Source organism: Burkholderia perseverans (assembly GCF_022870505.1).
GTDB classification, from domain to species: domain Bacteria; phylum Pseudomonadota; class Gammaproteobacteria; order Burkholderiales; family Burkholderiaceae; genus Burkholderia; species Burkholderia plantarii.
This window is the reverse complement of record NZ_CP045094.1, coordinates 339,262-363,286: the sequence shown is the minus strand read 5'-3', so window position 1 is coordinate 363,286 and position 24,025 is coordinate 339,262. Positions and strand designations below refer to the sequence as shown.

The window sequence follows — 24,025 nt, the reverse complement described above, 5'->3', positions numbered from 1 at the left end:
GCGACACAATCCGCCGGGCATCGCCATATGGCACGATTTCAGGCGCGCCGCCGCGTCCATCGGTTCGCATCGCGCGGCGCTTCGACCTTCGCGGCCCTGCGCCGCCTCACCCAGCAGGAAGTTCATGACCGCACCGTCCTCCGTCGTCCGCGCCGCGAACGACGCCTCGCCCGACGACATCCGCGTCTCCGCCTGGAGCCTCATCAAGCCGTACTGGGTGTCCTCGGAATGGAAGATCGCCTGGAGCCTGCTGCTCTCGATCATCGCGATGAACCTCGCGAACGTCTGGATCAGCGTGAGGATCAACGCCTGGTACGCGGACTTCAACAACGCGCTGCAGCAGAAGAACGCCGCGCAGTTCCCGCACCTGCTGCTGATCTTCAGCGGCCTCGCGTTCGCCTCGATCATCCTGTTCGTCTACAGCCGCTACCTGCGCCAGCTGCTCGGCTTCCGCTGGCGCCAGTGGGTCACCAACAGCGCGCTCGACGAATGGTTCGGCGATCGCGCGTTCTACCGGATCGAACGCGACCGCCTCGCCGACAACCCGGACCAGCGGATCACCAACGACCTCAACTCGCTGGCCACCACCACGCTCGCGCTGTCGCTGGACCTGCTGTCCACCGTGGTCACGCTGTTCTCGTTCATCACGATCCTCTGGGGCCTGGCCGGCGCGCTGTCGATCCCGCTCGGCGGCAGCACGATCCAGATCCCCGGCTACATGGTGTGGGCCGCCGCGCTCTACGCGCTGGTCGGTTCGTTCGTGATGCACAAGGCAGGGCATCCGCTGGTGTCGATCAACTATCAGCAGGAGCGCGTCGAGGCCGATTTCCGTTTCGGCCTGATCCGGATCCGCGAGAACGCCGAGCAGATCGCGTTCTACGACGGCATGGCGCTCGAGAAGCAGGGCGCGCAGGACCTGTTCCAGCGGATTCGCGACAACTGGTGGCGGCTGATGGCCTATACGCGGCGCCTGAACTTCGTGCTGAACTTCTACGGCCAGCTGGCGATCATCTTCCCGCTCGTGGTAGCCGCGCCGCGCTATTTCGCGGGCGCGTTCTCGTTCGGCGTGCTGATGCAGATCACCAACGCATTCAGCACCGTCAGCGACTCGTTCTCGTGGTTCATCAACAGTTACGGCACGCTCGTGGAATGGCGCGCGACCATCAACCGTCTGCGTGAATTCATGCGCGTCACGCGCAGCTCGCACCTGAAGGAAACGCTGTCGCCCGCCACCGAGCACGGCGGCATCAACCTGCACTACGTCGATGCGCCGTCGCTGACCACCCGCGGCCTGCGCCTCGCGCTGCCCAACGGCGCGCCGCTCTCGACGATCGCCGACGTGACCGTCGAGCCCGGCTCGCGCTGGCTCGTGCGCGGGCCGTCCGGCGCCGGCAAGAGCACGCTGATGCGCGCGCTGGCGGGGCTCTGGCCGTTCGGCAACGGCGCGATCGACGCGCCGGTGGGCGCGCGCATGATGTTCGTGCCGCAGCAGAGCTATCTGCCGATCGGCACGCTGAAGGCCGCGCTCACCTATCCGTCGCCGGCCACGCGTTTCGACGACGAGGCCTGCCGCGCGGCGCTGCGCGACTGCGGCCTGGCCGACTACGCGACGCGCCTCGAGGAATCGGCGCACTGGACGCGCGTGCTCTCGCCGGGCGAACAGCAGCGCCTGGCCGGCGCGCGCGTGCTGCTGCACAAGCCCGACTACCTGTTCCTCGACGAGGCCACCAGCGCGCTCGACGCCGACAACGAGGCGAACCTCTACAGCCTGATGGCCGCGCGCCTGCCGGGCGCGGCCATCGTCAGCATCGCGCACCGCGAATCGCTCGCGGCATTCCATGACCATACGCTGGACGTGCAGCGCGAGGCGGCACCGCTCGCGGCCTGAGGCGAAGAGCGGCGCCGCGCCGCCGAGTCGATCTGACCCGGCGGCGCGGCATTCCGGGCCGGATCGAACTCCGCGATCCTGGTATATGCTGACCGCTCAATCAGGAGGTATGAGATGCCGCGAAACACGTCCATCTCGCTCGAAGATCACTTGACCGAATTTGTCGACATGCAGGTGGCATCGGGCAGCTACCGCTCGGCGAGCGACGTCGCGGAGGCCGGCCTGCGACTGCTCGAGGCCCGCGAAACCGAATTGCACGCCCTTCAGGACGCGCTGCGCGCGGGCGAGGCTTCGGGTACCCCGGAACCCTTCGACAACCCGGCCTTCCTGGCCCGGATGCGCATGGCGCATGGCGGCTGAGCAGCGTCAGCTTCGACTCACGCCGCTGGCCGTGCATGATCTCGAAGAGATCTGGCGATACACCGCGGGCGATGGTCGCTTGCGCAGGCCGAGCGTTATCACCACGACCTGATCGCGGCGCTCGAGGCACTGGCGCGCGGCGAAAAAGTCGGCCGCCCCTGCATGGCACGCGAAGGCTACTTGCGCTACCCAGTCGGCGCCCACGTGGCGTTCTACCGCGAATCGGAACGGACGCTCGACGTGATCCGGGTGCTGGATCAGCGGATGGACGTCGAACGGCATCTCTAGCCCCGGCGCGCGCCGGCACCACAAGCCTGCTTCAAGCAAAAAAAGAGCACGCCAGGGCGTGCTCTTTTTTCATCCATCGGGCGGCGGCGCGCCCGTCACGGGCCCGCGCCGCCCTACCCGCTCAGCGCGGCAGTTCCGAATGCCCCATCAGGAACGCGTCGACGGTGCGCGCGCACTGGCGGCCTTCGCGGATCGCCCAGACCACCAGCGACTGGCCGCGGCGCATGTCGCCGGCCGCGAACACCTTGTCGACCGAGGTCGCGTAGGCGCGTTCGCCTTCGGTGGCGGCGCGTGCGTTGCCGCGCGCGTCCTTGGCCACGCCGAACGCGTCGAGCACCGGCGCGGCCGGCTGCGTGAAGCCCATCGCCAGCAGCACCAGGTCCGCCTTCATCTCGAACTCGGAGCCCGCCACCTCGACCATCTTGCCGTCCTTCCATTCGACGCGCACGGCGATCAGCTTCTCGACCTTGCCGTTCTTGCCTTCGAGGCGCTTGGTGGCCACCGCCCAATCCCGCTCGCAGCCTTCGTCGTGCGACGACGAGGTGCGCAGCTTGATCGGCCAGTACGGCCAGACGAGCGGCTTGTTCTCGGCTTCCGGCGGCTGCGGCAGCAGTTCGAACTGCGTGACCGACTTCGCGCCGTGGCGGTTCGAGGTGCCGACGCAGTCCGAACCCGTGTCGCCGCCGCCGATCACGATGACGTGCTTGCCCTTGGCGAGCAGCTGGTCGGTCAGCTTGTCGCCGGCGTTGACGCGGTTCTGCTGCGGCAGGAAATCCATCGCGAAATGGACGCCTTCGAGCTCGCGGCCCGGCACCGGCAGGTCGCGCGGCGTCTCGGAGCCGCCCGCGATCACCACCGCGTCGAAGCTTTCCTGCAACTGCTCGGGCGTGATGGTTTCCTTCGCCATGTTGCCGATCATGTCCGGCAGCGCTTCCTTGCCGATGAACACGCTGGTGCGGAACGTCACGCCTTCGGCTTCCATCTGGCGCATGCGGCGGTCGATCAGCCACTTCTCCAGCTTGAAGTCGGGGATCCCGTAGCGCAGCAGGCCGCCGACGCGGTCGTTCTTCTCGAACACCGTCACCTCGTGGCCGGCGCGCGCGAGCTGCTGCGCGGCCGCGAGGCCCGCCGGGCCGGAGCCGACCACGGCCACCTTCTTGCCGGTCTTGTGCTCGGCCGGCAGCGGCTTGACCCAGCCTTCGGCCCAGGCCTTGTCGATGATCGCGTGCTCGATCGACTTGATGCCGACCGGATCGTTGTTGATGCCGAGCGTACAGGCCGCCTCGCACGGCGCCGGGCAGATACGGCCCGTGAACTCGGGGAAGTTGTTGGTCGAATGGAGGACTTCGATCGCCTGCTGCCAGTCCTGGCGGTACACGAGATCGTTGAAGTCCGGAATGATGTTGTTGACCGGGCAGCCGTTGTTGCAGAACGGGATGCCGCAATCCATGCAGCGCGCGCCCTGGATCTTCGCGTCGTCGTCGGACAGCGCCGCGACGAATTCCTTGTAGTGCTTCACACGCGTGAGCGGAGCCTCGTACGCCTCGTGGCGGCGTTCGAACTCGAGAAAACCGGTTGCCTTGCCCATAAGGTTCTCGTCTGAATCTGGGGTGGTTCGGGTGTGGGAAACGCGCCCGCCGGTGGCGGCGGGCGCATCCGCTATGTCGTTTCGCTGGTGCCGTGCGTTGGGGCGTCAGTTGCCTCAGGCGGCGACGGCTTCCCGGGCGGCCTTCGCCGCCGCGATCTCGCCGAGCGCGCGCTTGTATTCGTGCGGGAACACCTTCACGAACTGGCGGCGCGCCGCATCCCAGTTTTCCAGCAGCGACTTCGCGCGCGGCGAGCCGGTGAACTGGAAGTGACGCTCGACCAGCCCCTTGAGCAGCGCCTCGTCGGTCTGCCCGGCGTGCCAGATCGCGCGGTCGACGGTGCGCTCCTGCTCGGCCTGCTGCAGCACCGGATCGAGCGCGACCATCGCCTTGTTGCACTTCGCCGCGAACGCGCCGTCCGGATCGTAGACGTAGGCGAGGCCGCCCGACATGCCGGCCGCGAAGTTGCGCCCGGTCTCGCCGAGCACCACCACCGTGCCGCCCGTCATGTACTCGCAGCCGTGGTCGCCGGTACCCTCGACCACCGCCGTGGCGCCCGAGTTGCGCACGCAGAAGCGCTCGCCGGCCACGCCGCGGAAGAACGCCTCGCCTTCCAGCGCGCCGTACATCACCGTGTTGCCGCAGATGATGTTTTCCTCGGACTTGCCGCGGAAGTCGTTGGTCGGACGGATGATGATGCGGCCGCCCGACAGGCCCTTGCCGACATAGTCGTTGCCGTCGCCGACCAGGTCGAGCGTCACGCCCCTGGCGAGGAACGCGCCGAAGCTCTGGCCCGCGGTGCCCTTCAGCTGGATGTGGATCGCGTCGTCGGCGAGGCCGTCGCGGCCGTGCTTCTTCGCGATCACGCCCGACAGCATCGCGCCGACCGTGCGGTTCACGTTGCGCACCGGCTGGATGAACGACACATGCTCGCCGTTGTCGATCGCGGCGCGCGACTTCTCGAGCAGCGTGTGGTCGAGCGCGCGCTCGAGGCCGTGGTCCTGCACGTCGACGTGGCGCGTCGAGGCGTTCTCGACCTGCGGCTGGTAGAACACGCGCGTGAAGTCGAGGCCCTTGGCCTTCCAGTGCTCGACGCCCTTGCGCGTGTCGAGCAGGTCGGCGCGGCCGATCAGGTCGTCGAACTTCGCGATGCCGAGCTGCGCCATGATCTCGCGCACTTCCTCGGCGACGAAGAAGAAGTAGTTGACGACGTGCTCCGGCTGGCCCGAGAACTTCGCGCGCAGCACCGGGTCCTGCGTCGCGACGCCGACCGGGCAGGTGTTCAGGTGGCACTTGCGCATCATGATGCAGCCCTGCACCACCAGCGGCGCGGTCGCGAAGCCGAACTCGTCGGCGCCGAGCAGCGCGCCGATCGCGACGTCGCGGCCGGTCTTCATCTGGCCGTCGGCCTGCACGCGGATCCGGCCGCGCAGCCCGTTCAGCACCAGGGTCTGCTGGGTTTCGGCGAGGCCCAGTTCCCACGGCGTGCCGGCGTGCTTCAGCGACGACAGCGGCGAGGCGCCGGTGCCGCCGTCATGGCCCGCGATCACGACGTGGTCGGCCTTGGCCTTGGCCACGCCCGCGGCCACCGTGCCGACGCCCACTTCCGAGACGAGCTTCACCGAGATGCTCGACACCGGGTTGACGTTCTTCAGGTCGTGGATCAGCTGCGCCAGATCCTCGATCGAGTAGATGTCATGGTGCGGCGGCGGCGAGATCAGGCCGACGCCCGGCACCGCGTAGCGCAGCTTGCCGATGTACTCGGTCACCTTGTGGCCCGGCAGCTGGCCGCCTTCGCCCGGCTTCGCGCCCTGCGCCATCTTGATCTGGATCTGGTCGGCCGACGACAGGTATTCCGCCGACACGCCGAAGCGGCCCGACGCGACCTGCTTGATCTTCGAACGCAGCGAATCGCCGTCCTTGAGCGGGATGTCGCGCACGACTTCCTCGCCGATCACCGAGCGCAGCGTCTCGCCGCTCTGGATCGGGATGCCGCGCAGCTCGTTGCGGTAGCGGTTCACGTCCTCGCCGCCTTCGCCGGTGTTCGACTTGCCGCCGATCCGGTTCATCGCGACCGCCAGCGTGGCATGCGCTTCCGTGCTGATCGAGCCGAGCGACATCGCGCCGGTGGCGAAGCGCTTGACGATGTCCTTGGCCGGCTCGACGTCGTCGATCGAGATCGCCTTCGACGGATCGACCTTGAACTCGAACAGGCCGCGGAACGTCATGTGACGGCGCGTCTGGTCGTTGATCAGGTGCGCGTATTCCTTGTAGGTCTGGTACGAGTTGCTGCGCGTGGCGTGCTGCAGCTTGGCGATCGAATCGGGCGTCCACATGTGGTCCTCGCCGCGGATCCGGAACGCGTACTCGCCGCCCGCGTCGAGCATGTCGCGCAGCAGCGGATTGTCGCCGAACGCGTCGCGATGCAGGCGCAACGCTTCCTCGGCCACCTCGAACAGGCCGATGCCGCCCACCTTCGAGGCCGTGCCCTTGAAGTACTTGTTGACGAGCTCGCCCGCGAGGCCGACCGCCTCGAAGATCTGCGCGCCGGTGTAGGACATGTAGGTCGAGATGCCCATCTTCGACATCACCTTGTAGAGGCCCTTGCCGACCGCCTTGGTGAAGTTGTAGATCGCCTTCTCGGCCGACAGGTCGCCCGGCAGCCCTTCGGCCATCCTGGCGAGCGTTTCCATCGCGAGGTACGGGTGGACCGCTTCCGCGCCGTAGCCGGCCAGCAGCGCGAAGTGGTGCGTCTCGCGCGCCGAGCCGGTTTCGACCACGAGGCCGGTGCTGGTGCGCAGGCCCTGGTCGACGAGATGCGAATGGATCGCCGAGGTGGCGAGCAGCGCCGGGATCGCGACCGTTTCCGCGTCGGTCTTGCGGTCCGACACGATCAGGATGTTGTAGCCCGACTTCACGGCGTCGGCGGCTTCGGCGCACAGCGAGGCCAGACGCGCCTCGATGCCTTCCTTGCCCCAGCCGGCCGGATAGCAGATGCTCAACTCATAGGCGCTGAACTTGCCGCCCGTGTACTGGTCGATCGAGCGGATCTTCGCGATGTCCTTGAAGTCCAGCACCGGCTGGGACACTTCGAGGCGCATCGGCGGGTTCACGTTCTGCGTGTCGAGCAGGTTCGGCTTCGGGCCGATGAACGACACGAGCGACATCACCATGTTCTCGCGGATCGGGTCGATCGGCGGGTTCGTGACCTGCGCGAACAGCTGCTTGAAGTAGTGATAGAGCGTCTTGTTCTTGTTCGACATCACCGCGAGCGGCGAGTCGTTGCCCATCGAACCGACCGCTTCCTCGCCCTGCTGCGCCATCGGCGCCATCAGGAACTTGAGGTCTTCCTGGGTATAGCCGAACGCCTGCTGGCGGTCGAGCAGCGTCGCGGCCGCCCGGCGCTCCGCCGCGACGTCCTCGTCCTTCGAGTCGATCTCGTCGAGCTTGATGCGCACCGCGTCGATCCAGCTCTTGTACGGCTTGGCGTTGGCGAGGTTGTCCTTCAGTTCCTTGTCGTCGATGATGCGGCCGTGCTCCATGTCGATCAGGAACATCTTGCCCGGCTGCAGGCGCCACTTCTTGACGATCTTCGATTCGGGGATCGGCAGCGTGCCCGCTTCCGAGGCCATGATCACGAGATCGTCGTCGGTCACGATGTAGCGCGCCGGACGCAGGCCGTTACGGTCGAGCGTCGCGCCGATCTGGCGGCCGTCGGTGAACGCGATCGCGGCGGGGCCGTCCCACGGCTCCATCATCGCGGCGTGGTATTCGTAGAACGCGCGGCGGTTGTCGTCCATCAGCGTGTGCTGTTCCCAGGCTTCCGGGATCATCATCATCATCGCGTGGACGAGCGGGTAGCCCGCCATCACCAGCAGTTCGAGGCAGTTGTCGAACGAGGCCGTGTCCGACTGGCCCGGATAGATCAGCGGCCAGAGCTTGGGCAGGTCGTCGCCAAGCACGTGGCTCGCGATCGCGCCGGTGCGCGCGTTGAGCCAGTTGACGTTGCCCTTCACCGTGTTGATTTCGCCGTTGTGGGCGATCATCCGGTACGGGTGGGCGAGTTCCCAGGCCGGGAACGTGTTGGTCGAGAAGCGCTGGTGGACGAGCGCGAGCGCCGACACCACGCGGGCGTCCTGCAAATCGAGATAGTAGACGCCGACCTGACCCGCGAGCAGCAGGCCCTTGTAGACGATGGTGCGCGCCGACATCGACGGCACGAAGTATTCCTTGCCGTGCTTGAGCTTGAGCGCCTGGATGCGGTGGCTGGCGGTCTTGCGGATCACGTAGAGCTTGCGTTCGAGCGCGTCGGTGACGATCACGTCCTTGCCGCGGCCGATGAAAATCTGGCGGATCAGCGGCTCGGAGGCCTTGACCGTCGGCGAGACCGGCATCGTCGAATCGACCGGCACGTCGCGCCAGCCCAGCACCACCTGGCCTTCCGCCTTGACGGTGCGCTCGAGCTCCTGCTCGCAGGCGATCCGCGAAGCGTTTTCCTTCGGCAGGAAGATCATCCCCACGCCGTATTCGCCGGCGGGCGGCAGCGTCACGCCCTGCCTGGCCATTTCCTCGCGGTAGAACGCGTCCGGGATCTGGATCAGGATGCCCGCGCCGTCGCCCATCAGCGGATCGGCGCCCACCGCGCCGCGGTGATCGAGGTTCTCGAGGATCTTCAGACCCTGTTCGATGATCTCGTGGCTCTTCCTGCCCTTGATGTGAGCGACGAAACCGACGCCGCAGGCGTCATGCTCGTTCTGCGGGTCGTACAGACCTTGCGCGGCGGGGACCGCGCCGTGCGGCTCTTGGTGGTCGTTCATGGGGACACCGTCTGGTAAGGGCCTTGCGGCCGTTGAAACGTCTGCTGGTGGCCCGCCGCTCGGCGGCGGCGTGGCGGGCAAAACCGGGCACGATCGCGCCCGGCGTACCGGAATTCGGAATATACGCGACGAATCAACAGGATGGCAAATAAAACCGTATGTTCTGACACCAATTAAACAGATGTTTCTATTTGGTGCGGTTTTATTGGGGGCGTATCAAAACGGTGCAAAAAAAGCGGCATCCGAGGATGCCGCCGGACGCGGGGGCGCCGCTACTGCTGATGCGCCGACGGGTTGTGCGGGCCGTTGTTTTCACGTACCTTACGCGGCCGTCCGCGCGGTAGCGGCGAGACGCGCCGGTTGGCCGTGCGCGCCGCCCATTCTCGGTAGGTTTCACCGCCGAGCACCCAGCCCTTGAGCGTGGCCTGCTGCAGTTGCTCGGTCTGGCGCTCGTCGAGCGGCTGCTCGCAGAGCTCCTTGTAGGCGCGCTGTCGTTCGAATGGCGTGTTGCCGAGCGCCCAATAGAGCGGGTGATCGGTGATCAGGCTGTCGACGGTCAGGCCAATGTGATGACGATAGCTGGACCAGCGATAGCCCTCGGCCGCCTGGGCCAGCTGGGCGCGCACCGGGCTCAGCTCCACCACCCGGCTCGCCAGCAGGAAATAGCGCTCGCCCTCGATCACGGTGGCGCGATAGCGCCCTTCCCAGAGCGTGCCGCGCCGCGAGTAGCGCCGGTTGAAGTGAGCGACGTAGCGCCGGCCCACCGCCTGCATCGCCTTCGGCAGGCTCGCTTCGTCGCTTGGCGTGACGAGCAGCTGAACCTGTCGAGGCAGCAGCACGTAGGCATGCACCGCCAGTTGATGATCGCGCGCCGCCGCCTTCAGGCAATCGATGAAAAGCTCGTAATCCTGGTCATCGACGAACGCCGGTTGCTGATCCAGACCGCGCAGGATGACGTGCTGCGGCTGATCGGGAACATAGAGTCGTGCTAGCCGTGCCATGCTGAATGTCCGTTTGATCGCGTTAGGAAATACCCGAAGGCCCGAATGACTGCATCCGCGCAGAGCCCCGCGCGGCAGGGAGGATTCGCACGAACGTGCGAATCCTAGGGAGATTGCTCTAGCTTACTAGCCTGTTCCGTTTGAAACGCCGTGGTCATAATGAGCACGCTCTAATCAAGGAGGAGACAACCTGATGAAACAACAATTGGCCATTACGGGGGCTGTTGCGCTGGCATTGCTGGGCGCCGGCACCACCGCACAAGCACAATCGGCTGGAAGCTTCTACGTCACCACGGGCTGGTTTCATCTTGCCCCTCAGGATTCGAGCGACCCGCTGAAGGTGATGTCCGTCGGCGGCTCGCCCGTGAACCAGTCGGTACCCAACACCGGTGCCGGCATCAGCGATGCGGACACGCTCGGCGTCACCGCCGGCTATTTCGTGACCGACCACATCGCTGCCGAGTTCGTCTACGGGATCCCGCCAAAGTTCAATCTGACCGGCCAGGGATCGTTCTCGCAATTCGGCACGCTCGGCCGCGCCTACCAGTGGAGCCCGGCGCTGCTGCTCAAGTACTACTTCAACAGCGCCGAGGCGAAATTCCGGCCCTACGTCGGTGTCGGTGCGTCGTACATCTACTTTACCGGCGCCAAGCTGACCAACGGCGCCTTCGAAACCGGCGTGCTCGGCGGCCCGACCAGCGTTACCACCAGCAACCAGTGGGCGCCCGTGTTCAACGCCGGCTTCAACTACAACTTCACGAAGCACTGGTTCGCCGGCCTGTCGATCTCGTACATCCCGGTCAGCCTGACCGCGACGCTGACCACCCAGCGCGCCTCGCCGGTCGGCAACCTGACCCAGACCTCGCAGGCGCACATCAAGCTGAATCCGATCGTCAGCTACGTGAACATCGGCTACCGCTTCTAAGCGTAGTCGAATATTTGGGGAATGGTTATTTTCGCTGCAATTTGTAGCGATTTTTTCCTGACGTTACGAAATCGGAATGCAATCATGCTCCGGCGCTTGAGGGCCGGAGCAAATTCCCGCCTGCTATCGCGGCAAATTCGCGACTTTATTCCCCGGATCCGGAAAAGTGCGGCCCGATCGCATCGATCCGGTCGGTGCAGATCAGGTCCACGCCCCAGTCGATCAGTTCGCGCGCGCGAGCCGGCTCGTTGACCGTGTAGGCCAGTACATGCAATCCGGCCGCACGGATTGCGGCGACGCTCGCCGCGTCGAGCGCACGGTGGCTCGCGTGCAGCGAGACGCAGCCGAGTTCGGCCGTAAGCGCGCGCCACTCGGCCGGCAGCGTCTCGACCAGCAGCCCGCGCGGCAGCGCCGGGGCGGCCTCGCGCGCCGCCGCCAGCGCCGCCACCGAGAACGACGACAGTAGCGGCGGCACCGCCGCGCCGCGCCAGAAGCGCGCCGTGTCGAGCGCCACGCGCTCGCCCGTCTCCGCCTCGCGGCCCGGGCACGGCTTGATCTCGACGTTGGCGGCGAGGCCGAGCGCGAGGCAGCGCGCGGCCGCCTGTTCGAGCGTCGGCATCCGCTCGCCGGCAAAGCGCGCGTCGAACCAGGCGCCGGCATCGAGCGCCGCCAGCTCGCCATAGGTCATCGCCGCGGCCGCGCCGCGCCCGTTCGAGGTGCGCTCGACGGTGTCGTCGTGCAGCAGGAAGCTCACGCCGTCGGCCGACAGCTTCGCGTCGAACTCCACCATCCGGTGCCCGCGCCGCGCGCCCTCCTCGAGCGCCGCCAGCGTGTTCTCGGGCGCGAGCCTGCCGCCGCCGCGATGCGCGACGATCCGGGCGATGCCGCCATGGGGCCAGCGGGTCGGAGTGGGGGTGTTGCTCATGACGCAGTCCTCCTGATGACCGCGCCGCGCGGGGCACGCGGCACGGCAATGATTCGGCCGGTGCGGCTCAGTTCGCGCGCCGGCCCGTGACCGGATCGAAGAAGTGCAGGCGGTGCGCGGGCAGCGAGATGGCCAGCGCGGTGCCGGGCGCGGGCCGCTCGGCATAGGGCAGCCGCACGGCCACATCGTAGGCGCCCCAGCGGCCGTGCGCGAGATTGTCGGCGCCGAGCAGTTCGCATGAATCCACCACGAGCGGCGCGACCGGCATGCCCGGTTGCGGCGTCATGTGTTCGGGCCGCACGCCGAGCACCCACTCGCGGCCCGGCACGACGTCGCGGCCGATGCCGGGCGCGCCGGCCACCGGCAGGCGCGGGCCGCCGTCGTTGACCTCGAACAGCGCGCCGTCGGCCGACAGCCGGCCGCGCAGCAGGTTCATCGCGGGCGAGCCGATGAAGCCGGCCACGAACACCGTCGCCGGCTTCTCGTAGATGTCGACCGGCGCGCCGATCTGCTCGGCGCGCCCGTGGTTCATCACGATCACGCGCTGCGCGAGCGTCATCGCCTCGATCTGGTCGTGCGTGACGTACACGCTGGTGGTGCGCAGCCGGCCGTGCAGGCGCTGGATCTCGAGTCGCATCTGCACGCGCAGCTTCGCGTCGAGGTTCGACAGCGGCTCGTCGAACAGGAACACGGCCGGCTCGCGCACGATCGCGCGGCCCATCGCGACGCGCTGGCGCTGGCCGCCCGACAGCTCGCGCGGACGCCGCGCGAGCAGCGGCTCGAGTTCGAGGATGCGCGCGGCCGAGGCCACGCGCTGCTCGATCTCCGCGCGCTCGATGCCGCGGATCTTCAGCCCGTAGCCCATGTTCTGCGCGACCGTCATGTGCGGGTACAGCGCGTAGTTCTGGAACACCATCGCGATGTCGCGATCCTTCGGTTCGAGCGTGTTGACCACCTGCCCGCCGATCGCGATCTCGCCCTCGGAGACGCTCTCCAGGCCCGCGATCATCCGCAGCAGCGTGGACTTCCCGCAGCCGGACGGCCCGACCAGCACCACGAACTCGCCGTCGGCGATCTCGACGTCGATGCCGTGCAGCACGGCATGCCTGCCGTCATAGGTTTTCCTGACACCGTTCAAGCTCAGTGCAGCCATGCTTCGCGACTCTCCGGGTAAAGCAGGTTATTTTTCCGTGTCCACCAGGCCGCGCACGAACCAGCGCTGCATCGCCAGCACCACCACTAGCGGCGGCAGCATCGTCAGCAGCGTGGCGGCCATCACGAGATGCCATTCGGTGGCCGCATCGCCGCTCGCGATCATCGTCTTGATGCCGACCACGGCCGTCGACATCGCGCCGTCGGTGGTGATCAGGATCGGCCACAGGTATTGATTCCAGCCGTAGATGAAGGTGATCACGAACAGCGCCGCGATGCTGGTGCGCGACAGCGGCAGCACCACGTCCCAGAAGAAGCGCAGCGGCCCGGCGCCGTCGATGCGCGCGGCGTCCATCAGCTCGTCGGGCAGCGTCATGAAGAACTGCCGGAACAGGAAGGTGGCCGTGGCCGAGGCCATCAGCGGCAGCGTCAGGCCCGCGTAGCCGTTGGTCATGCCGAGCGTCGACACCACCTGCACGGTCGGGAAGATCCGCACCTCCACCGGCAGCATCAGCGTGACGAAGATCAGCCAGAACGCGGCGTTGCGCAGCGGGAAGCGGAAATAGACGATCGCGTAGGCCGACAGGATCGACACGGCGATCTTGCCGAACGCGATCACGAGCGCCATCACGAGGCTGTTCATCAGCAGCACGCCGAACGGCGTGGTGGTGGCGCCGCTGCCGCGATGCCAGATGGTGGCGATGTTCTCGAACAGGTGCGTGCCCGGCACCAGCGACATCGGCACCGAGAACACCTCGGCCGAATTCATCGTCGCGGCGCAGAAGCCGACGTAGACGGGAAACAGCAGCAGCACGGCGCCCGCGATCAGCACCGCGTGGCAGAACCGGTCGAAGCCCTTGCGATTCTCGATCATGCGTATTGCACCCGGCGTTCGACGAAGCGGAACTGCACCACGGTCAGCGCGACCACGATCACCATCAGCACCACCGACTGCGCGCCCGAGCTGCCGATGTCGAGCCCCTGGAAGCCCTCGGTGAAGATCTTGTAGATCAGCGTCTTGGTGCTCTGGCCCGGGCCGCCGGCGGTGGCCGCGTCGATCACCGGGAAGGTGTCGAAGAACGCGTAGACGAGGTTCACGATCAGCAGGAAGAAGCTGGTCGGCGAGAGTAGCGGCAGCGCGATGTCGACGAAGCGGCGCGCGGGGCCGGCGCCGTCGAGCGCGGCCGCCTCGATCAGCGAACGCGGGATCGCCTGCAGGCCGGCGTAGAAGAACAGGAAGTTGTAGCTGACCTGCTTCCAGACCGAGGCGATCACCACCAGCGCCATCGCCTGATGGGCGTCGAGCGCGTGGTTCCAGACGATGCCGAGCCTGGCGAGCGCGTAGGTGACCACGCCGATGCTCGGGTTGAACAGGAACGCCCACAGCACGGCGGCCACCGTCGGCGCCACCGCATATGGCCAGATCAGCAGCGTGCGATAGGCGCGCGAGCCGCGCACCACGCGGTCCGCGCAGGCGGCCAGCAGCAGCGAGACGACCAGCCCGATCACCGTCACCAGCGTGCTGAACACGAGCGTGGTGCGCAGCGAGGCGAGATAGAGCGGATCGCCGAACAGGTGCGCGAAGTTGGCGAGGCCGACGAATTCGCTGGTGGTGCCGAACGCATCCTGGCTCTGCGTCGACTGCCAGAGCGCGACGCCTGCCGGCCAGAGAAAGAACACCACGGTGATCGCGAGCTGCGGCGCAATCAGCAAGTACGGCAGCACGCCGGCGCCGAACCGGGAGCGGGCGGCAAGCGAGGAGCGGGAACGGGATGACATCGATGGCTTTCCGTCGACAGGAGACACCGGCGTGGCGCGCCGCCGCCGGCCGCCGCGTCCGTCGTCGCGGGCGGCACCCGCGCGGCGGCCCGGCGGCCGGATGACACTCAGGAGCCCTGCTTCTCGAAGCGGCGCAGCAACTCGTTGCCGCGCGCGACGGCCGAGTCGAGCGCGGCCTGCGGCGTCTTCTGCTGCGCCCAGACCTGTTCGAGTTCCTCGTCGACGATGGTGCGGATCTGCGGCATGTTGCCGAGACGCAGCCCCTTCGTGAACGGCAGCGGCGGCTTGTTCAGCATCTGCTTGATCGCGGTGTCGGCGCCCGGGTTCTTCGCGTAGAAGCCCTGCTCGCGCGTGAGGTCGTAGGCGGCCGTGGTGACGGGCAGATAGCCGGTGTCCTGGTGCCACTTCGCGGCGACCGCGGGCGAACTCAGGTAGGCGAGGAACTTCGCGACGCCCTTGTAGGTGTTCGCGTCCTTGCCGCCCAGCACCCACAGGCTCGCGCCGCCGATGATCGCGTTCTGCGGCGCGCCCTTCACGGTGTCGTCGTAGGGCATCATGCCGGTGCCGAAATCGAACTTCGCGTATTTGCGGATCGTCGCGAGCGCGCCCGAGGAGGTCGTCATGATCGCGCAGTCGCCGCTGTAGAACTTGCCGGTCGCCTCGTCCTTGCGGCCCGCGTAGGTGTAGGTGCCGTCCTTGGCCATCTGCTGCAGGAAGCGGATGTGCGCGACTTGCTGCGGCTTGTTGAATTCGAGCACCGCGTCGGCGCCGTCGAAGCCGTTGTTGCGCGTGGCGATCGGCAGGCCATGCCAGGCGCTGTAGTTCTCGATCTGGATCCAGCCCTGCCAGCCGGTGGTATAGCCGCAGCTGGCGCCGGCGTGGCGCAGCTTCTCGGCGTCGGCCTTCACCTCGGCCCAGGTCTTCGGCGGCTGGTTCGGATCGAGCCCGGCCTTCTTGAACAGATCCTTGTTGTAGTAGAGCACCGGCGTCGAGCTGTTGAACGGCATCGATACCAGATGGCCCGTCTTCGCGTCGCTGTAGTAGCTCGCCACGGTCGGCACGAACGCCTTCTCGTCGAGCGGCACGCCGGCCTGGCGGAACACCTCGGAGACGGGCAGCACGGCCTTCTTGGCCTGCATCATGGTGGCGGTGCCCACTTCATACACCTGCAGGATCGCCGGCGCGTTGCCGCTGCGATAGGCCGCGATGCCGGCCGCGAGTGCCTGGTCGTAGGTGCCCTTGAACACCGGCACGATCCGGTAGTCGCTCTGCGACGCGTTGAACTGCTCGGCGATCGCGTTGACCTTGTCGCCGAGCGCCGCCTCCATCGCGTGCCAGAACTGGATCTCGGTGGCCGCGAACGCGGCGCCCTGCATGCCGAACCAGATCGCGCCGCCGGCAGCCAGCGAGCGAACCACGGTGTTGACTCTCATCGACCTATCTCCGTTGTAGGCGGCGCGGCTCGAACGGCCGTCCGCGTTTGTGCCAGCCATGCAGCCGTGTCGCTCACGAGCGGGACGGGGCAGTCTAATTCTCGTCCATGACAAAAAGGCGTTGATATTCCTTCAGCGCGAAACGGTCGGTCATGCCGGCGATGTAGTGCGCGACGAGCCGCGCCTGCAGCGCCGGATCGGCGCTCTGGTAGGCCGGCGGCAGCAGGCGCGAATCGCCGGTGAACGCGTCGAACAGGCCCTTGACGACACGCTGCGCCTTGTTCGCCATCCGCATCACCTTGTAGTGGCGATAGAGGTTGTGGAACAGGAAGCGCTTGAGCTCGGCGGCCTCGGCCGCGATCACGGCGCTGTGCGCGACGAGCGGCGGGCAGCGATGCACGTCCTCGAGCGAGGCCGGCGCGTGCTCCGCCAGGTTGCGCGTGGTGGCGTCGATCAGGTCGACGATCAGCGTATTGATGATGCGGCGCACCGTTTCGTGAACGAGGCGGCGCCCCTCGATCGACGGGAAGTCGGCGAGCGCCGCCTCGTAATGGCGGCGCCAGAGCGCCACGCCCGCCAGCTGCTCGATGGTGATCAGGCCCGAGCGCAGGCCGTCGTCGACGTCGTGGTTGTTGTAGGCGATCTCGTCGGCGATGTTCGCGATCTGCGCCTCCAGCGACGGCTGGCGCCCTTCGAGGAAACGCTCGCCGAGTTCGCCGAGCCGGCGCGCGTTCTCGCGCGAACAATGCTTGAGGATGCCCTCGCGCGTCTCGAAGCAGAGGTTGAGTCCGTCGAACGCGCCGTAGTGCTCCTCGAGCTCGTCCACCACGGCGAGGCTCTGCAGGTTGTGCTCGAAGCCGCCGTGCTCGCGCATGCAGGCGTTGAGCGCGTCCTGGCCCGCATGGCCGAACGGCGTGTGGCCGAGGTCGTGCGCGAGCGAGATTGCCTCGACCAGATCCTCGTTCAGGCGCAGGTTGCGCGCGACCGAGCGCGCGATCTGCGCGACCTCGAGGCTGTGCGTGAGCCGCGTGCGGAACAGGTCGCCCTCGTGGTTCACGAACACCTGGGTCTTGTATTCGAGCCGGCGGAACGCGGTGGAATGGACGATGCGGTCGCGGTCGCGCTGGAATTCGGTGCGCGCGGCCGGCGCGCTCTCGGGATGGCGGCGACCGCGCGTGCGCGAGGCATGGGCCGCGTAGGGCGCCAGATGCGCCTCGAGCGCGGCGACGGTGGGCGCCGCGACGGGGCCGCTCGCGCGGCCGATGCGATCGGGCGACGAAGCGGGGGCGGCCGGTGCTACGGATGGCGCGGATGCGGCGGCGGCGGGTTGCTCCGGTCGCGGGCCGGACGGGGAAGCGGCGGCCCGACTATCGTCGATGGGGTGTGGCAACTCGCGCGATGTTTCGCTCACTGACTCCTCCACTGCTGGGCGCCGGCCGATCCGGCGCCGTGTTACCGGATCGCGGCCTCGAGCGTCGCCTGCACCGCTTCGTCGGGCGCGGCGGTGATCGACGAGGCGCCGATCCGGTCAAGCAGGATGAACTTGATCGCGCCCGCTTCCGCCTTCTTGTCGACCTGCATCAGCTCGACGTAGCGGCCGGCGCCGAGGTCCGGCGCGCGCACCGGCAGGTGCGCGGCGGCGATCACGCGGTTCAGGCGCTGGCGCGCCGCGTCGTCGAGCCGGCCGACGCGCACCGACAGGTCGGCCGCCATCACCATCCCGCAGCCCACCGCCTCGCCGTGCAGCCACTCGCCGTAGCCGAGCCCGGCCTCGATCGCATGGCCGAACGTGTGGCCGAAATTGAGGATCGCGCGCAGCCCGCCTTCGCGCTCGTCGGCGGCCACCACGCTGGCCTTGATCTCGCACGAGCGCCGCACGGCCTCGGCCAGCGCGGCCGGCTCGCGGTGGTTCAGCGCCTCGACGCTGGCCTCGATCCAGTCGAAGAACGCCGGATCGGCGATCGCGCCGGTCTTGATCACCTCGGCGATGCCGGCCGCGAGTTCGCGCTCGGGCAGCGTGCGCAGCGCGCCGATGTCGGCGATCACCGCCTGCGGCTGGTAGAACGCGCCGATCATGTTCTTGCCGAGCGGGTGATTGATGCCGGTCTTGCCGCCGACCGACGAATCGACCTGCGACAGCAGCGTGGTCGGTACCTGGATGAACGGCACGCCGCGCATGTAGCAGGCGGCCGCGAAGCCGGTCATGTCGCCCACCACGCCGCCGCCGAGCGCGATCAGCGTGGTCTTGCGATCGGCGCGCGAGCCGAGCAGCCCGTCGAAGATCAGGTTCAGCGTTTCCCACTGCTTGTAGGATTCGCCGTCGGGCAGCACCACCGTGTTGACGTGCTTGCCGAGCGGCGCGAGCGCGGCGCGCAGCGCGTCGCCGTAGAGCGGATCGACGGTGGTGTTGGTGACGATGGTGACGGCGGCGCCCTTGATGTGCGGGGCGAACAGTTCGGTGCGGCCAATCAGGCCGTCGCCGATATGAATCGGGTAGGCGCGATCGCCCAGGTCGACGTTGACGGTAATCATGCTTGTAGCGGCTTGGCGACGATGCCGGCCAGCTCGAGCTGCATCAGCACCATGTTGACGAGGCCGTTGACCGACGGACGGCCGGTCTCGATCACGAAATGCGCGCATTCGCGGTAAAGCGGGTCGCGCACCTCGTACAACGCTTCGAGCCGGGCCTTCGGATCTTCCGTCTGCAGCAGCGGGCGATTTTTGTCCTTGCGGGTTCTCAGCCAGAGATCGTGCGGGTTCGCGCGCAAATAGATGACGATACCGCGCGAACGCAGCGCGTCGCGATTTTCGGGGCGCATCACGGCGCCGCCGCCGGTCGCGAGCACGACGTTGCCGCGTTGGGTAAGCTCGTCGATCATTTTTTCCTCGCGGTCGCGGAAACCCGCCTCGCCCTCGAGTTCGAAAATGACCGGGATCCGCGTACCGGTGCGCGCTTCGATTTCGTGATCGGAATCGAAGAACGGCCGGTCGAGACGGCGCGCGACGGCGCGACCCACGGTGGTTTTACCCGCCCCCATGAGTCCGACGAAAAATACGCTTGCGTATGGATCCCGCGCTTGCAACGGCTTCCTCTGTTTCAATCTGGCTGGTGGTGTGGCGCAGCTTACTGGCAAAGCGCTTGCCTTGTCGAGCGCGCCCGCGGGCGATCAGCGGGCCGCCGCGGACTTGTCCCCCGAGCCCGGGACACCCGTCGGCGGGCCGTCCGGCGCGCCGACGACGCGCGGCGTGATGTAGACGACCAGCTCCGCGGTCCGCTCGCGCCGCGCCCGATGCCGGAACAGCGCGCCCAGAACCGGTATTTTGCCCAAGACCGGCACCCGAGTCACATCGTCCCGTCGATCGCTTTCGTAGATGCCGCCGATCGAGACCGTACCCCCATTTTCGACCTCCACGCGCGTGCGCACGTGCTTGGTGTGGATCGCCGGCCCCGCGTCGGTGGCCTCGCCGACGCTGTCCTTCGCCACGTCGAGATCGAGCACCACGTGGCCCTCGGGCGTGATCTGCGGTTCGACCTCGAGCTTGAGCGTGGCGCGGCGGAACTGCACGCCCGACACGCCGAGGCCGACCTTGGCCTGGTACGGCAGCTCGGTGCCCTGCTCGATCAGCGCCGACGCGCGATCGGCCGTGACGATGCGCGGGCTCGACACGATCCGCCCGCGCCCCTCCGCTTCGAGTGCGCTCAGTTCGAGATCGAGCAGGCGGCTCGCGCCGGCGACGAACAGCGTGAGGCCGGCCGTGGCGGCCTCGAATCCCGCGAGCGGACGTGCCGACAGATCCAGCAGCCGTCCGCCGGGGCCGCCGACGATGCCGGTCGCGGTACCGCCGGCAGTGGGCTCCGGGGTGGCAGCCCCTCCCGCGCCGCCGGCCCCACCGCCGCCCGCGCCGCCGGCACCGGAGCCGCTCGCCGCGCTGCCGCCCCACGCGGTCGAACGCAGCGCGAGCCGTGCCCCGAGTTCGCGTGAAAAGCCGCGCTCGCCCTCGACGATGCGTGCCTCGATCAGCACCTGTCGCGACGGCCGGTCGAGCTGCGCGAGCAACGCGGCGATCTGCGCGAGCCGGCCGTCGAGGTCGGTCACGAACAGCAGGTTCGTGCGCGGATCGGCCAGCACCGAGCCGCGCCGCGACAGCACGCGCTGGCCCGCGCCGCCGCCCGCCAGCAGCCTCGCGACGTCGTTCGCGCGCGGGTAGCGCAGCACGAAGGTGCGGCTCGCGAGCGGCTCCAGCTCGGCCGCGCGCGCATGGGTTTCGAAACGGGCACGCTCGCGCGCCGCCAGTTCCGCCACCGGCGCGACCCAGATCACGCCGCCGCGCTGCGCCATCGCGAGCCCGTTCGCGTCGAGCAATGCGTCGAACGCATCGCGCCACGGCACGTCGCGCACGCGCAGCGTGGCGCTGCCCTGCACGCGCCCGCTCAGCACGATGCTCTGCCCCGTGAAGCGCGCGAACGCGTCGAACGCGGCCGCGAGCGGCGCCTGCTGCAGGTCGAGCGAGATCCGGCGATGCCCGCGTGGGTCGTGCTTGCCGCGCATATCGCGCGCGTCATGCATGTCGGCCGGCGCATTGGTCAGCCGGAGCGGGACCGGCAGCGGAACCGGTGGTCCTTCGAGCGCGGGCGGAGCCGCAGCGGTACCGGCCGGCGAAGGAGAAACGCGTCCGGCATCGGCAGGCCTGGGCGCTTGTGGACTGTCGCCGGCCGCGGGCAGATCATCTGTCGATGAATCGGCGCCGCCGGACTCGGCGTCCGCATCCGCCGGGGGAATCCGATCGTCGGGCAGAGAAACCGGCACGCCGGCCGGGCTCAGTGCGTTCGCCGTGGCCGCCGGGTCCGACGCGCGGCCTCGCGCTGCGCCGTATCGCGGCCCGGCCGGCGCCCTGCCATCATCGCCGCCGTTTTGCCCGGCATCGCCGTCGAGCCCGCTCGTGCCACGCACGCGGCCGGCCTCGGTATCGAGCCATCGCGCTTCGCCGCCGCCATCGAGCGGCGAAGCGCCCGCCGCCCCGACCCCGGCGTTCGCGGGCATCGCGACCGGCAGCGGCGGCAGGCTCGCCCGCGCCGCCCCTTCGGCATTGGCCACGAGTGCCGCCACCGCGAGCATTCGCACCATCGAGCCGGCCCGGCGGGTCATCGGCTCGCCTCCGCGCTCAGGGCCACGCGCTGTTCACGGCCATCGTCGGCTTCGAGCCAGACGCCATCCGCCGCGATGCGCGTGATCCGCTCGGCGCCGATCCGTTCACCGACCGCCGCCGCGCGCGCCCGCCCGCCTGCGTCGATCAGGGCGAGCCCGCCGCGCGCATCGCGCAGGATGCCGGCGACGCGCGGCATGGCGAGCGCGTCGCTGCCGCCGAACTCGGCCGCGCCCGCCGCCGGCAGCGCGGCCCGCATCAAGCCGCTGGTTGCCGCCGGCCGCCTGTCGCCGTCGTGGACCGAGAACCGTGCAGAAAACACGGCACCGCCAGCGCGCCGCGTGACCTCGATGCCGAGCGGGACGATCGTCGCCGGCATCCACGCGAGCGAACGGATCCAGCGCGCGACCTCGCCGAAGCCGCCGGTGCCGGCGACGTCGTAGCGCAGCCCGGCCGCGTCGTGCTCACCTTGCTCAGCTGGTGCGGGGCCGAGCCGGCCGATCCGCAGGCCGCTCTCGTGCGCAGTGGCGGCGAGCCACCAGACCGAGTCGTGAGCGAGCCGGCCGTCGTGTTGCGACGTCGAGGAAACGGAGGACGGCGGCAGCGTTGCGCGCGGCCCCAGCGGAATATGGGTATCGGCGGGCGTCGCGGCGGTGATCGGTGCCGCCGCCGGCGCCGCCGCTTGCCCGGCGGATCGCGGCGGTTCGTGCCGCGCCCCCTCGGGCCGCCACGCGTGCAATCTGCGCTCCGCCTGATCCCGCTCCGACACCGCAGCATCGAGCCGCCGCCGAGCCTGTCCGACACCACTCCAGTCGCGCTCATCGCCGGCGGCACGCAGCGCGACGCAGACCGCTCCCGCCACGCAACCGAGCGCCGCCAGTTTCCTGGCCCCGCGATACGCCGCGATACGGCCGCCGCCACGCCGTTTGCCCCTCACTATCATTCGCGCCCTCCGCCGGTGGCGCTGCCGTGGCTCACCACGGCTCGCGGCCGAGAATCGGCCTGCGGCCAGCGAATCCGCACCACGAAGCGGATCGAGCCCGCGCTGCTCGCGGCCGGCTCGCCCCGGCCCGCGTCGATGCCCGCCACCTCGACCTGCCAGTCGGCCCGCGTCTCGCGCAACCGCGCGACCCAGCGCGCCGCGGCGAGCGGATCGCGCGCCCGCGCATCGAGCTGCGCGGTGCCGTCCGCCTGTCGCAGCCCGAGCAACACCACCGCACGATAGTCGAGCGCGCGCAGCGCATCGAACAGCGCCACCGCCCGCGCGAGCGGCCTCGCCCGGTCGGCCGCCGCCGTCTCGTGCCGGCGCCGGGCGGCAGCCTCACGCGCCGCCGCATCCGCCGCGCGCACGCGCGGCGCCCATTGCGCGAGCTGCTGTTCGATGGCCGCGCGCCGCGTGTCGAGCCGCGCGCGTTCGAGCGCCTGCGCCGCGCACGACAGCGCGGCCGCCGCCATCCCGACACAGGCCGCGCCCGCGAATTCGGCCGCGCGCCGCCGACGCCGCAGCCGGGCGTCGCGCTGCCGGTACGGCATCAGATTGAAGCCGCCGAGCCAGGCGCGGCGCCGCGCCGGATCACGCATCACCGCACGCGGCGGCATGCCCGCGAGCCGCCGTCGCGCGCTCATTCGCACACCCCGCGCAGCCCGAGCCCGAACGCCACCGCGAAGCGCGGCGAGTGGCGCGCGGCCGCGTCGATCTCGGGCCGCCGACAATACGCGGCGCATTCGAACGGCAACGCGGCGCAACCGAGCAGGTCGCCGATCTCGGCGAGCCGCGCCGCGATCTCACCCGGCTCGCCTTCGTCACCCTCACCGCCTTCGAGCGCACCGCCGACGAACGCGCAATCGATCTCGCCGCCGCGTCGCGCCAGCTCGCGCAGCGCGTCGGCAACGCTCGCGTGGGCCGACGACGGCGCCCGCACGTGGGTAGTCGCCGTGGTCGCCTCGACGCGCCAGCCATCCAGGCCGCCGGCCCCGATCCAGATCGCCGCGTAGGGCGCGTCGGCGTCGACCTCGAGCGCGGCGACCTGCCGGATCGCGCGCAGCGCCGCGTGCGGCTCGCCGTCGATCGCGGTCAGGCCGAAGCCGGCAGCCGCAGCCGCCTCGACGCGCACGTCGATGCGCGTGCGGTCGGTGGACGCGATCATCACGCGCCCGGGATGCAGGATGTCGTTGACGCACCAGTCGATCGCGAGCGAATCGCGCGCGATGCCGGTGGTGCGCTCGGCCTCGACCAGCACGGCCGGCTCGAGCGGGCCGTCCGCCGCGAGGCGCGCGTCGAGCATCGACATCGCGACCTCGCGGCACGACAGCGCCATCGCCGCCGGCATCCGGCCGACCGGCAGCCGCGCGCCGGCCCGTTCGGCCACGCGGGCCAGCGCGCGCGTCACCGCGGCCCAGTCGCCGCCCGTCACGTCGTGCGGCGCATCGAACGGCTCGCGTTCCAGCCGCTCGATGCCGATCACGCTGCCGCGCCGGCTCACGAACGCGACGCGCACCGCGTCCCGTCCCACATCGATGCCGGCGGCAAGCCACCGCCCGGCCATCCATCGTCGATAACCCGTCATGATCGGCCCTCCCGGCCGCCGTGCGACACGGGCACGGCATGACGGAAATTGTTGCCGGCCCGCCGGCGCGCGACCAGTCGGCTGAACGGCCAGCCGGCCGCCATGCGGACGGACGCGGCACCGATCGCGCCGATGCACCAGGAATGCCCATAGCGGACG

At 69.0% G+C, this 24,025-nt stretch carries 19 protein-coding genes; 4 read left to right on the top strand and 15 right to left on the bottom strand.

Annotation, left to right across the window (positions count from 1 at the left end; all coding sequences use genetic code 11):
* The first annotated feature begins 124 nt into the window (after nt 1-124).
* The 3 genes from BpN12_RS16150 (at nt 125) to BpN12_RS16140 (ending at nt 2,536) form a co-directional block, all read left to right on the top strand.
* On the top strand, nt 125-1,888 hold the full coding sequence (locus BpN12_RS16150) for an ABC transporter ATP-binding protein/permease (RefSeq protein ID WP_246796530.1): 1,764 nt from the start codon (nt 125-127) through the stop codon (nt 1,886-1,888).
* 114 nt (nt 1,889-2,002) lie between these two features.
* A complete protein-coding gene (locus tag BpN12_RS16145; protein WP_246796529.1) occupies nt 2,003-2,248 on the top strand; it encodes a type II toxin-antitoxin system ParD family antitoxin in 246 nt (81 codons plus the stop codon).
* Nucleotides 2,249-2,299: 51 nt separating this feature from the next.
* Complete coding sequence (locus tag BpN12_RS16140) at nt 2,300-2,536, top strand: type II toxin-antitoxin system RelE/ParE family toxin (RefSeq protein WP_342346224.1); 237 nt, start codon at nt 2,300-2,302, stop codon at nt 2,534-2,536.
* A 121-nt stretch (nt 2,537-2,657) separates the two neighbouring features.
* Here the strand turns inward: BpN12_RS16140 and BpN12_RS16135 are convergent, their stop codons facing one another.
* The 3 genes from BpN12_RS16135 to BpN12_RS16125 all read right to left on the bottom strand — a co-directional run bounded on the left by BpN12_RS16135 (nt 2,658) and on the right by BpN12_RS16125 (nt 9,940).
* Complete coding sequence (locus BpN12_RS16135; protein ID WP_246796528.1) at nt 2,658-4,124, bottom strand: glutamate synthase subunit beta; 1,467 nt, start codon at nt 4,122-4,124, stop codon at nt 2,658-2,660.
* A 114-nt stretch (nt 4,125-4,238) separates the two neighbouring features.
* Complete coding sequence (locus BpN12_RS16130) at nt 4,239-8,939, bottom strand: glutamate synthase-related protein (RefSeq protein WP_246796527.1); 4,701 nt, start codon at nt 8,937-8,939, stop codon at nt 4,239-4,241.
* Between the two features lie 272 nt (nt 8,940-9,211).
* Nucleotides 9,212-9,940 carry a transposase gene (locus BpN12_RS16125; protein ID WP_042623657.1) on the bottom strand — a complete coding sequence of 243 codons (729 nt, stop codon included), beginning with the start codon at nt 9,938-9,940 and terminating at the stop codon, nt 9,212-9,214.
* Nucleotides 9,941-10,133: 193 nt separating this feature from the next.
* Between BpN12_RS16125 and BpN12_RS16120 the strand changes: the two genes are divergently transcribed.
* Nucleotides 10,134-10,865, top strand: coding sequence for an OmpW/AlkL family protein (locus tag BpN12_RS16120; RefSeq protein WP_246796526.1), 732 nt, complete (start codon nt 10,134-10,136; stop codon nt 10,863-10,865).
* A 145-nt stretch (nt 10,866-11,010) separates the two neighbouring features.
* Here the strand turns inward: BpN12_RS16120 and ugpQ are convergent, their stop codons facing one another.
* The 12 genes from ugpQ to pilM all read right to left on the bottom strand — a co-directional run bounded on the left by ugpQ (nt 11,011) and on the right by pilM (nt 23,866).
* Nucleotides 11,011-11,790 (bottom strand): glycerophosphodiester phosphodiesterase, encoded by a 780-nt coding sequence (ugpQ, locus tag BpN12_RS16115; protein WP_246796525.1) that lies wholly within the window; start codon nt 11,788-11,790, stop codon nt 11,011-11,013.
* Between the two features lie 67 nt (nt 11,791-11,857).
* Nucleotides 11,858-12,943 carry a sn-glycerol-3-phosphate import ATP-binding protein UgpC gene (locus BpN12_RS16110; protein WP_246796524.1) on the bottom strand — a complete coding sequence of 362 codons (1,086 nt, stop codon included), beginning with the start codon at nt 12,941-12,943 and terminating at the stop codon, nt 11,858-11,860.
* Between the two features lie 27 nt (nt 12,944-12,970).
* The gene (gene ugpE, locus BpN12_RS16105) at nt 12,971-13,816 is read right to left on the bottom strand and encodes a sn-glycerol-3-phosphate ABC transporter permease UgpE (RefSeq protein WP_246796523.1); all 846 of its coding nucleotides are present in this window, start codon (nt 13,814-13,816) and stop codon (nt 12,971-12,973) included.
* The gene (gene ugpA, locus BpN12_RS16100) at nt 13,813-14,721 is read right to left on the bottom strand and encodes a sn-glycerol-3-phosphate ABC transporter permease UgpA (protein ID WP_246796522.1); all 909 of its coding nucleotides are present in this window, start codon (nt 14,719-14,721) and stop codon (nt 13,813-13,815) included. Before ugpA ends, ugpE begins: the two co-directional genes overlap by 4 nt.
* Before the next feature lie 107 nt (nt 14,722-14,828).
* Nucleotides 14,829-16,154 carry a sn-glycerol-3-phosphate ABC transporter substrate-binding protein UgpB gene (gene ugpB / locus BpN12_RS16095; protein ID WP_246796521.1) on the bottom strand — a complete coding sequence of 442 codons (1,326 nt, stop codon included), beginning with the start codon at nt 16,152-16,154 and terminating at the stop codon, nt 14,829-14,831.
* 94 nt (nt 16,155-16,248) lie between these two features.
* Nucleotides 16,249-17,418: a deoxyguanosinetriphosphate triphosphohydrolase gene (locus BpN12_RS16090; RefSeq protein ID WP_246797925.1), complete on the bottom strand. Its 1,170-nt coding sequence runs from the start codon at nt 17,416-17,418 to the stop codon at nt 16,249-16,251.
* A 188-nt stretch (nt 17,419-17,606) separates the two neighbouring features.
* Entirely contained in the window at nt 17,607-18,686 is a 1,080-nt protein-coding gene (aroB, locus tag BpN12_RS16085) for a 3-dehydroquinate synthase (RefSeq protein WP_246796520.1), read from the bottom strand.
* Nucleotides 18,683-19,237 (bottom strand): shikimate kinase, encoded by a 555-nt coding sequence (locus BpN12_RS16080; RefSeq protein ID WP_246797924.1) that lies wholly within the window; start codon nt 19,235-19,237, stop codon nt 18,683-18,685. The genes aroB and BpN12_RS16080 overlap by 4 nt, the downstream gene beginning before the upstream one ends.
* An 84-nt stretch (nt 19,238-19,321) precedes the next feature.
* Nucleotides 19,322-21,301: a type IV pilus secretin PilQ gene (locus BpN12_RS16075; protein ID WP_246796519.1), complete on the bottom strand. Its 1,980-nt coding sequence runs from the start codon at nt 21,299-21,301 to the stop codon at nt 19,322-19,324.
* Nucleotides 21,298-22,242: a hypothetical protein gene (locus tag BpN12_RS16070; RefSeq protein ID WP_246796518.1), complete on the bottom strand. Its 945-nt coding sequence runs from the start codon at nt 22,240-22,242 to the stop codon at nt 21,298-21,300. The genes BpN12_RS16075 and BpN12_RS16070 overlap by 4 nt, the downstream gene beginning before the upstream one ends.
* The gene (locus BpN12_RS16065; RefSeq protein ID WP_246796517.1) at nt 22,239-22,925 is read right to left on the bottom strand and encodes a pilus assembly protein PilN; all 687 of its coding nucleotides are present in this window, start codon (nt 22,923-22,925) and stop codon (nt 22,239-22,241) included. Before BpN12_RS16065 ends, BpN12_RS16070 begins: the two co-directional genes overlap by 4 nt.
* Nucleotides 22,922-23,866 (bottom strand): pilus assembly protein PilM, encoded by a 945-nt coding sequence (pilM, locus tag BpN12_RS16060; RefSeq protein ID WP_246796516.1) that lies wholly within the window; start codon nt 23,864-23,866, stop codon nt 22,922-22,924. Before pilM ends, BpN12_RS16065 begins: the two co-directional genes overlap by 4 nt.
* Nucleotides 23,867-24,025 lie beyond the last annotated feature (159 nt).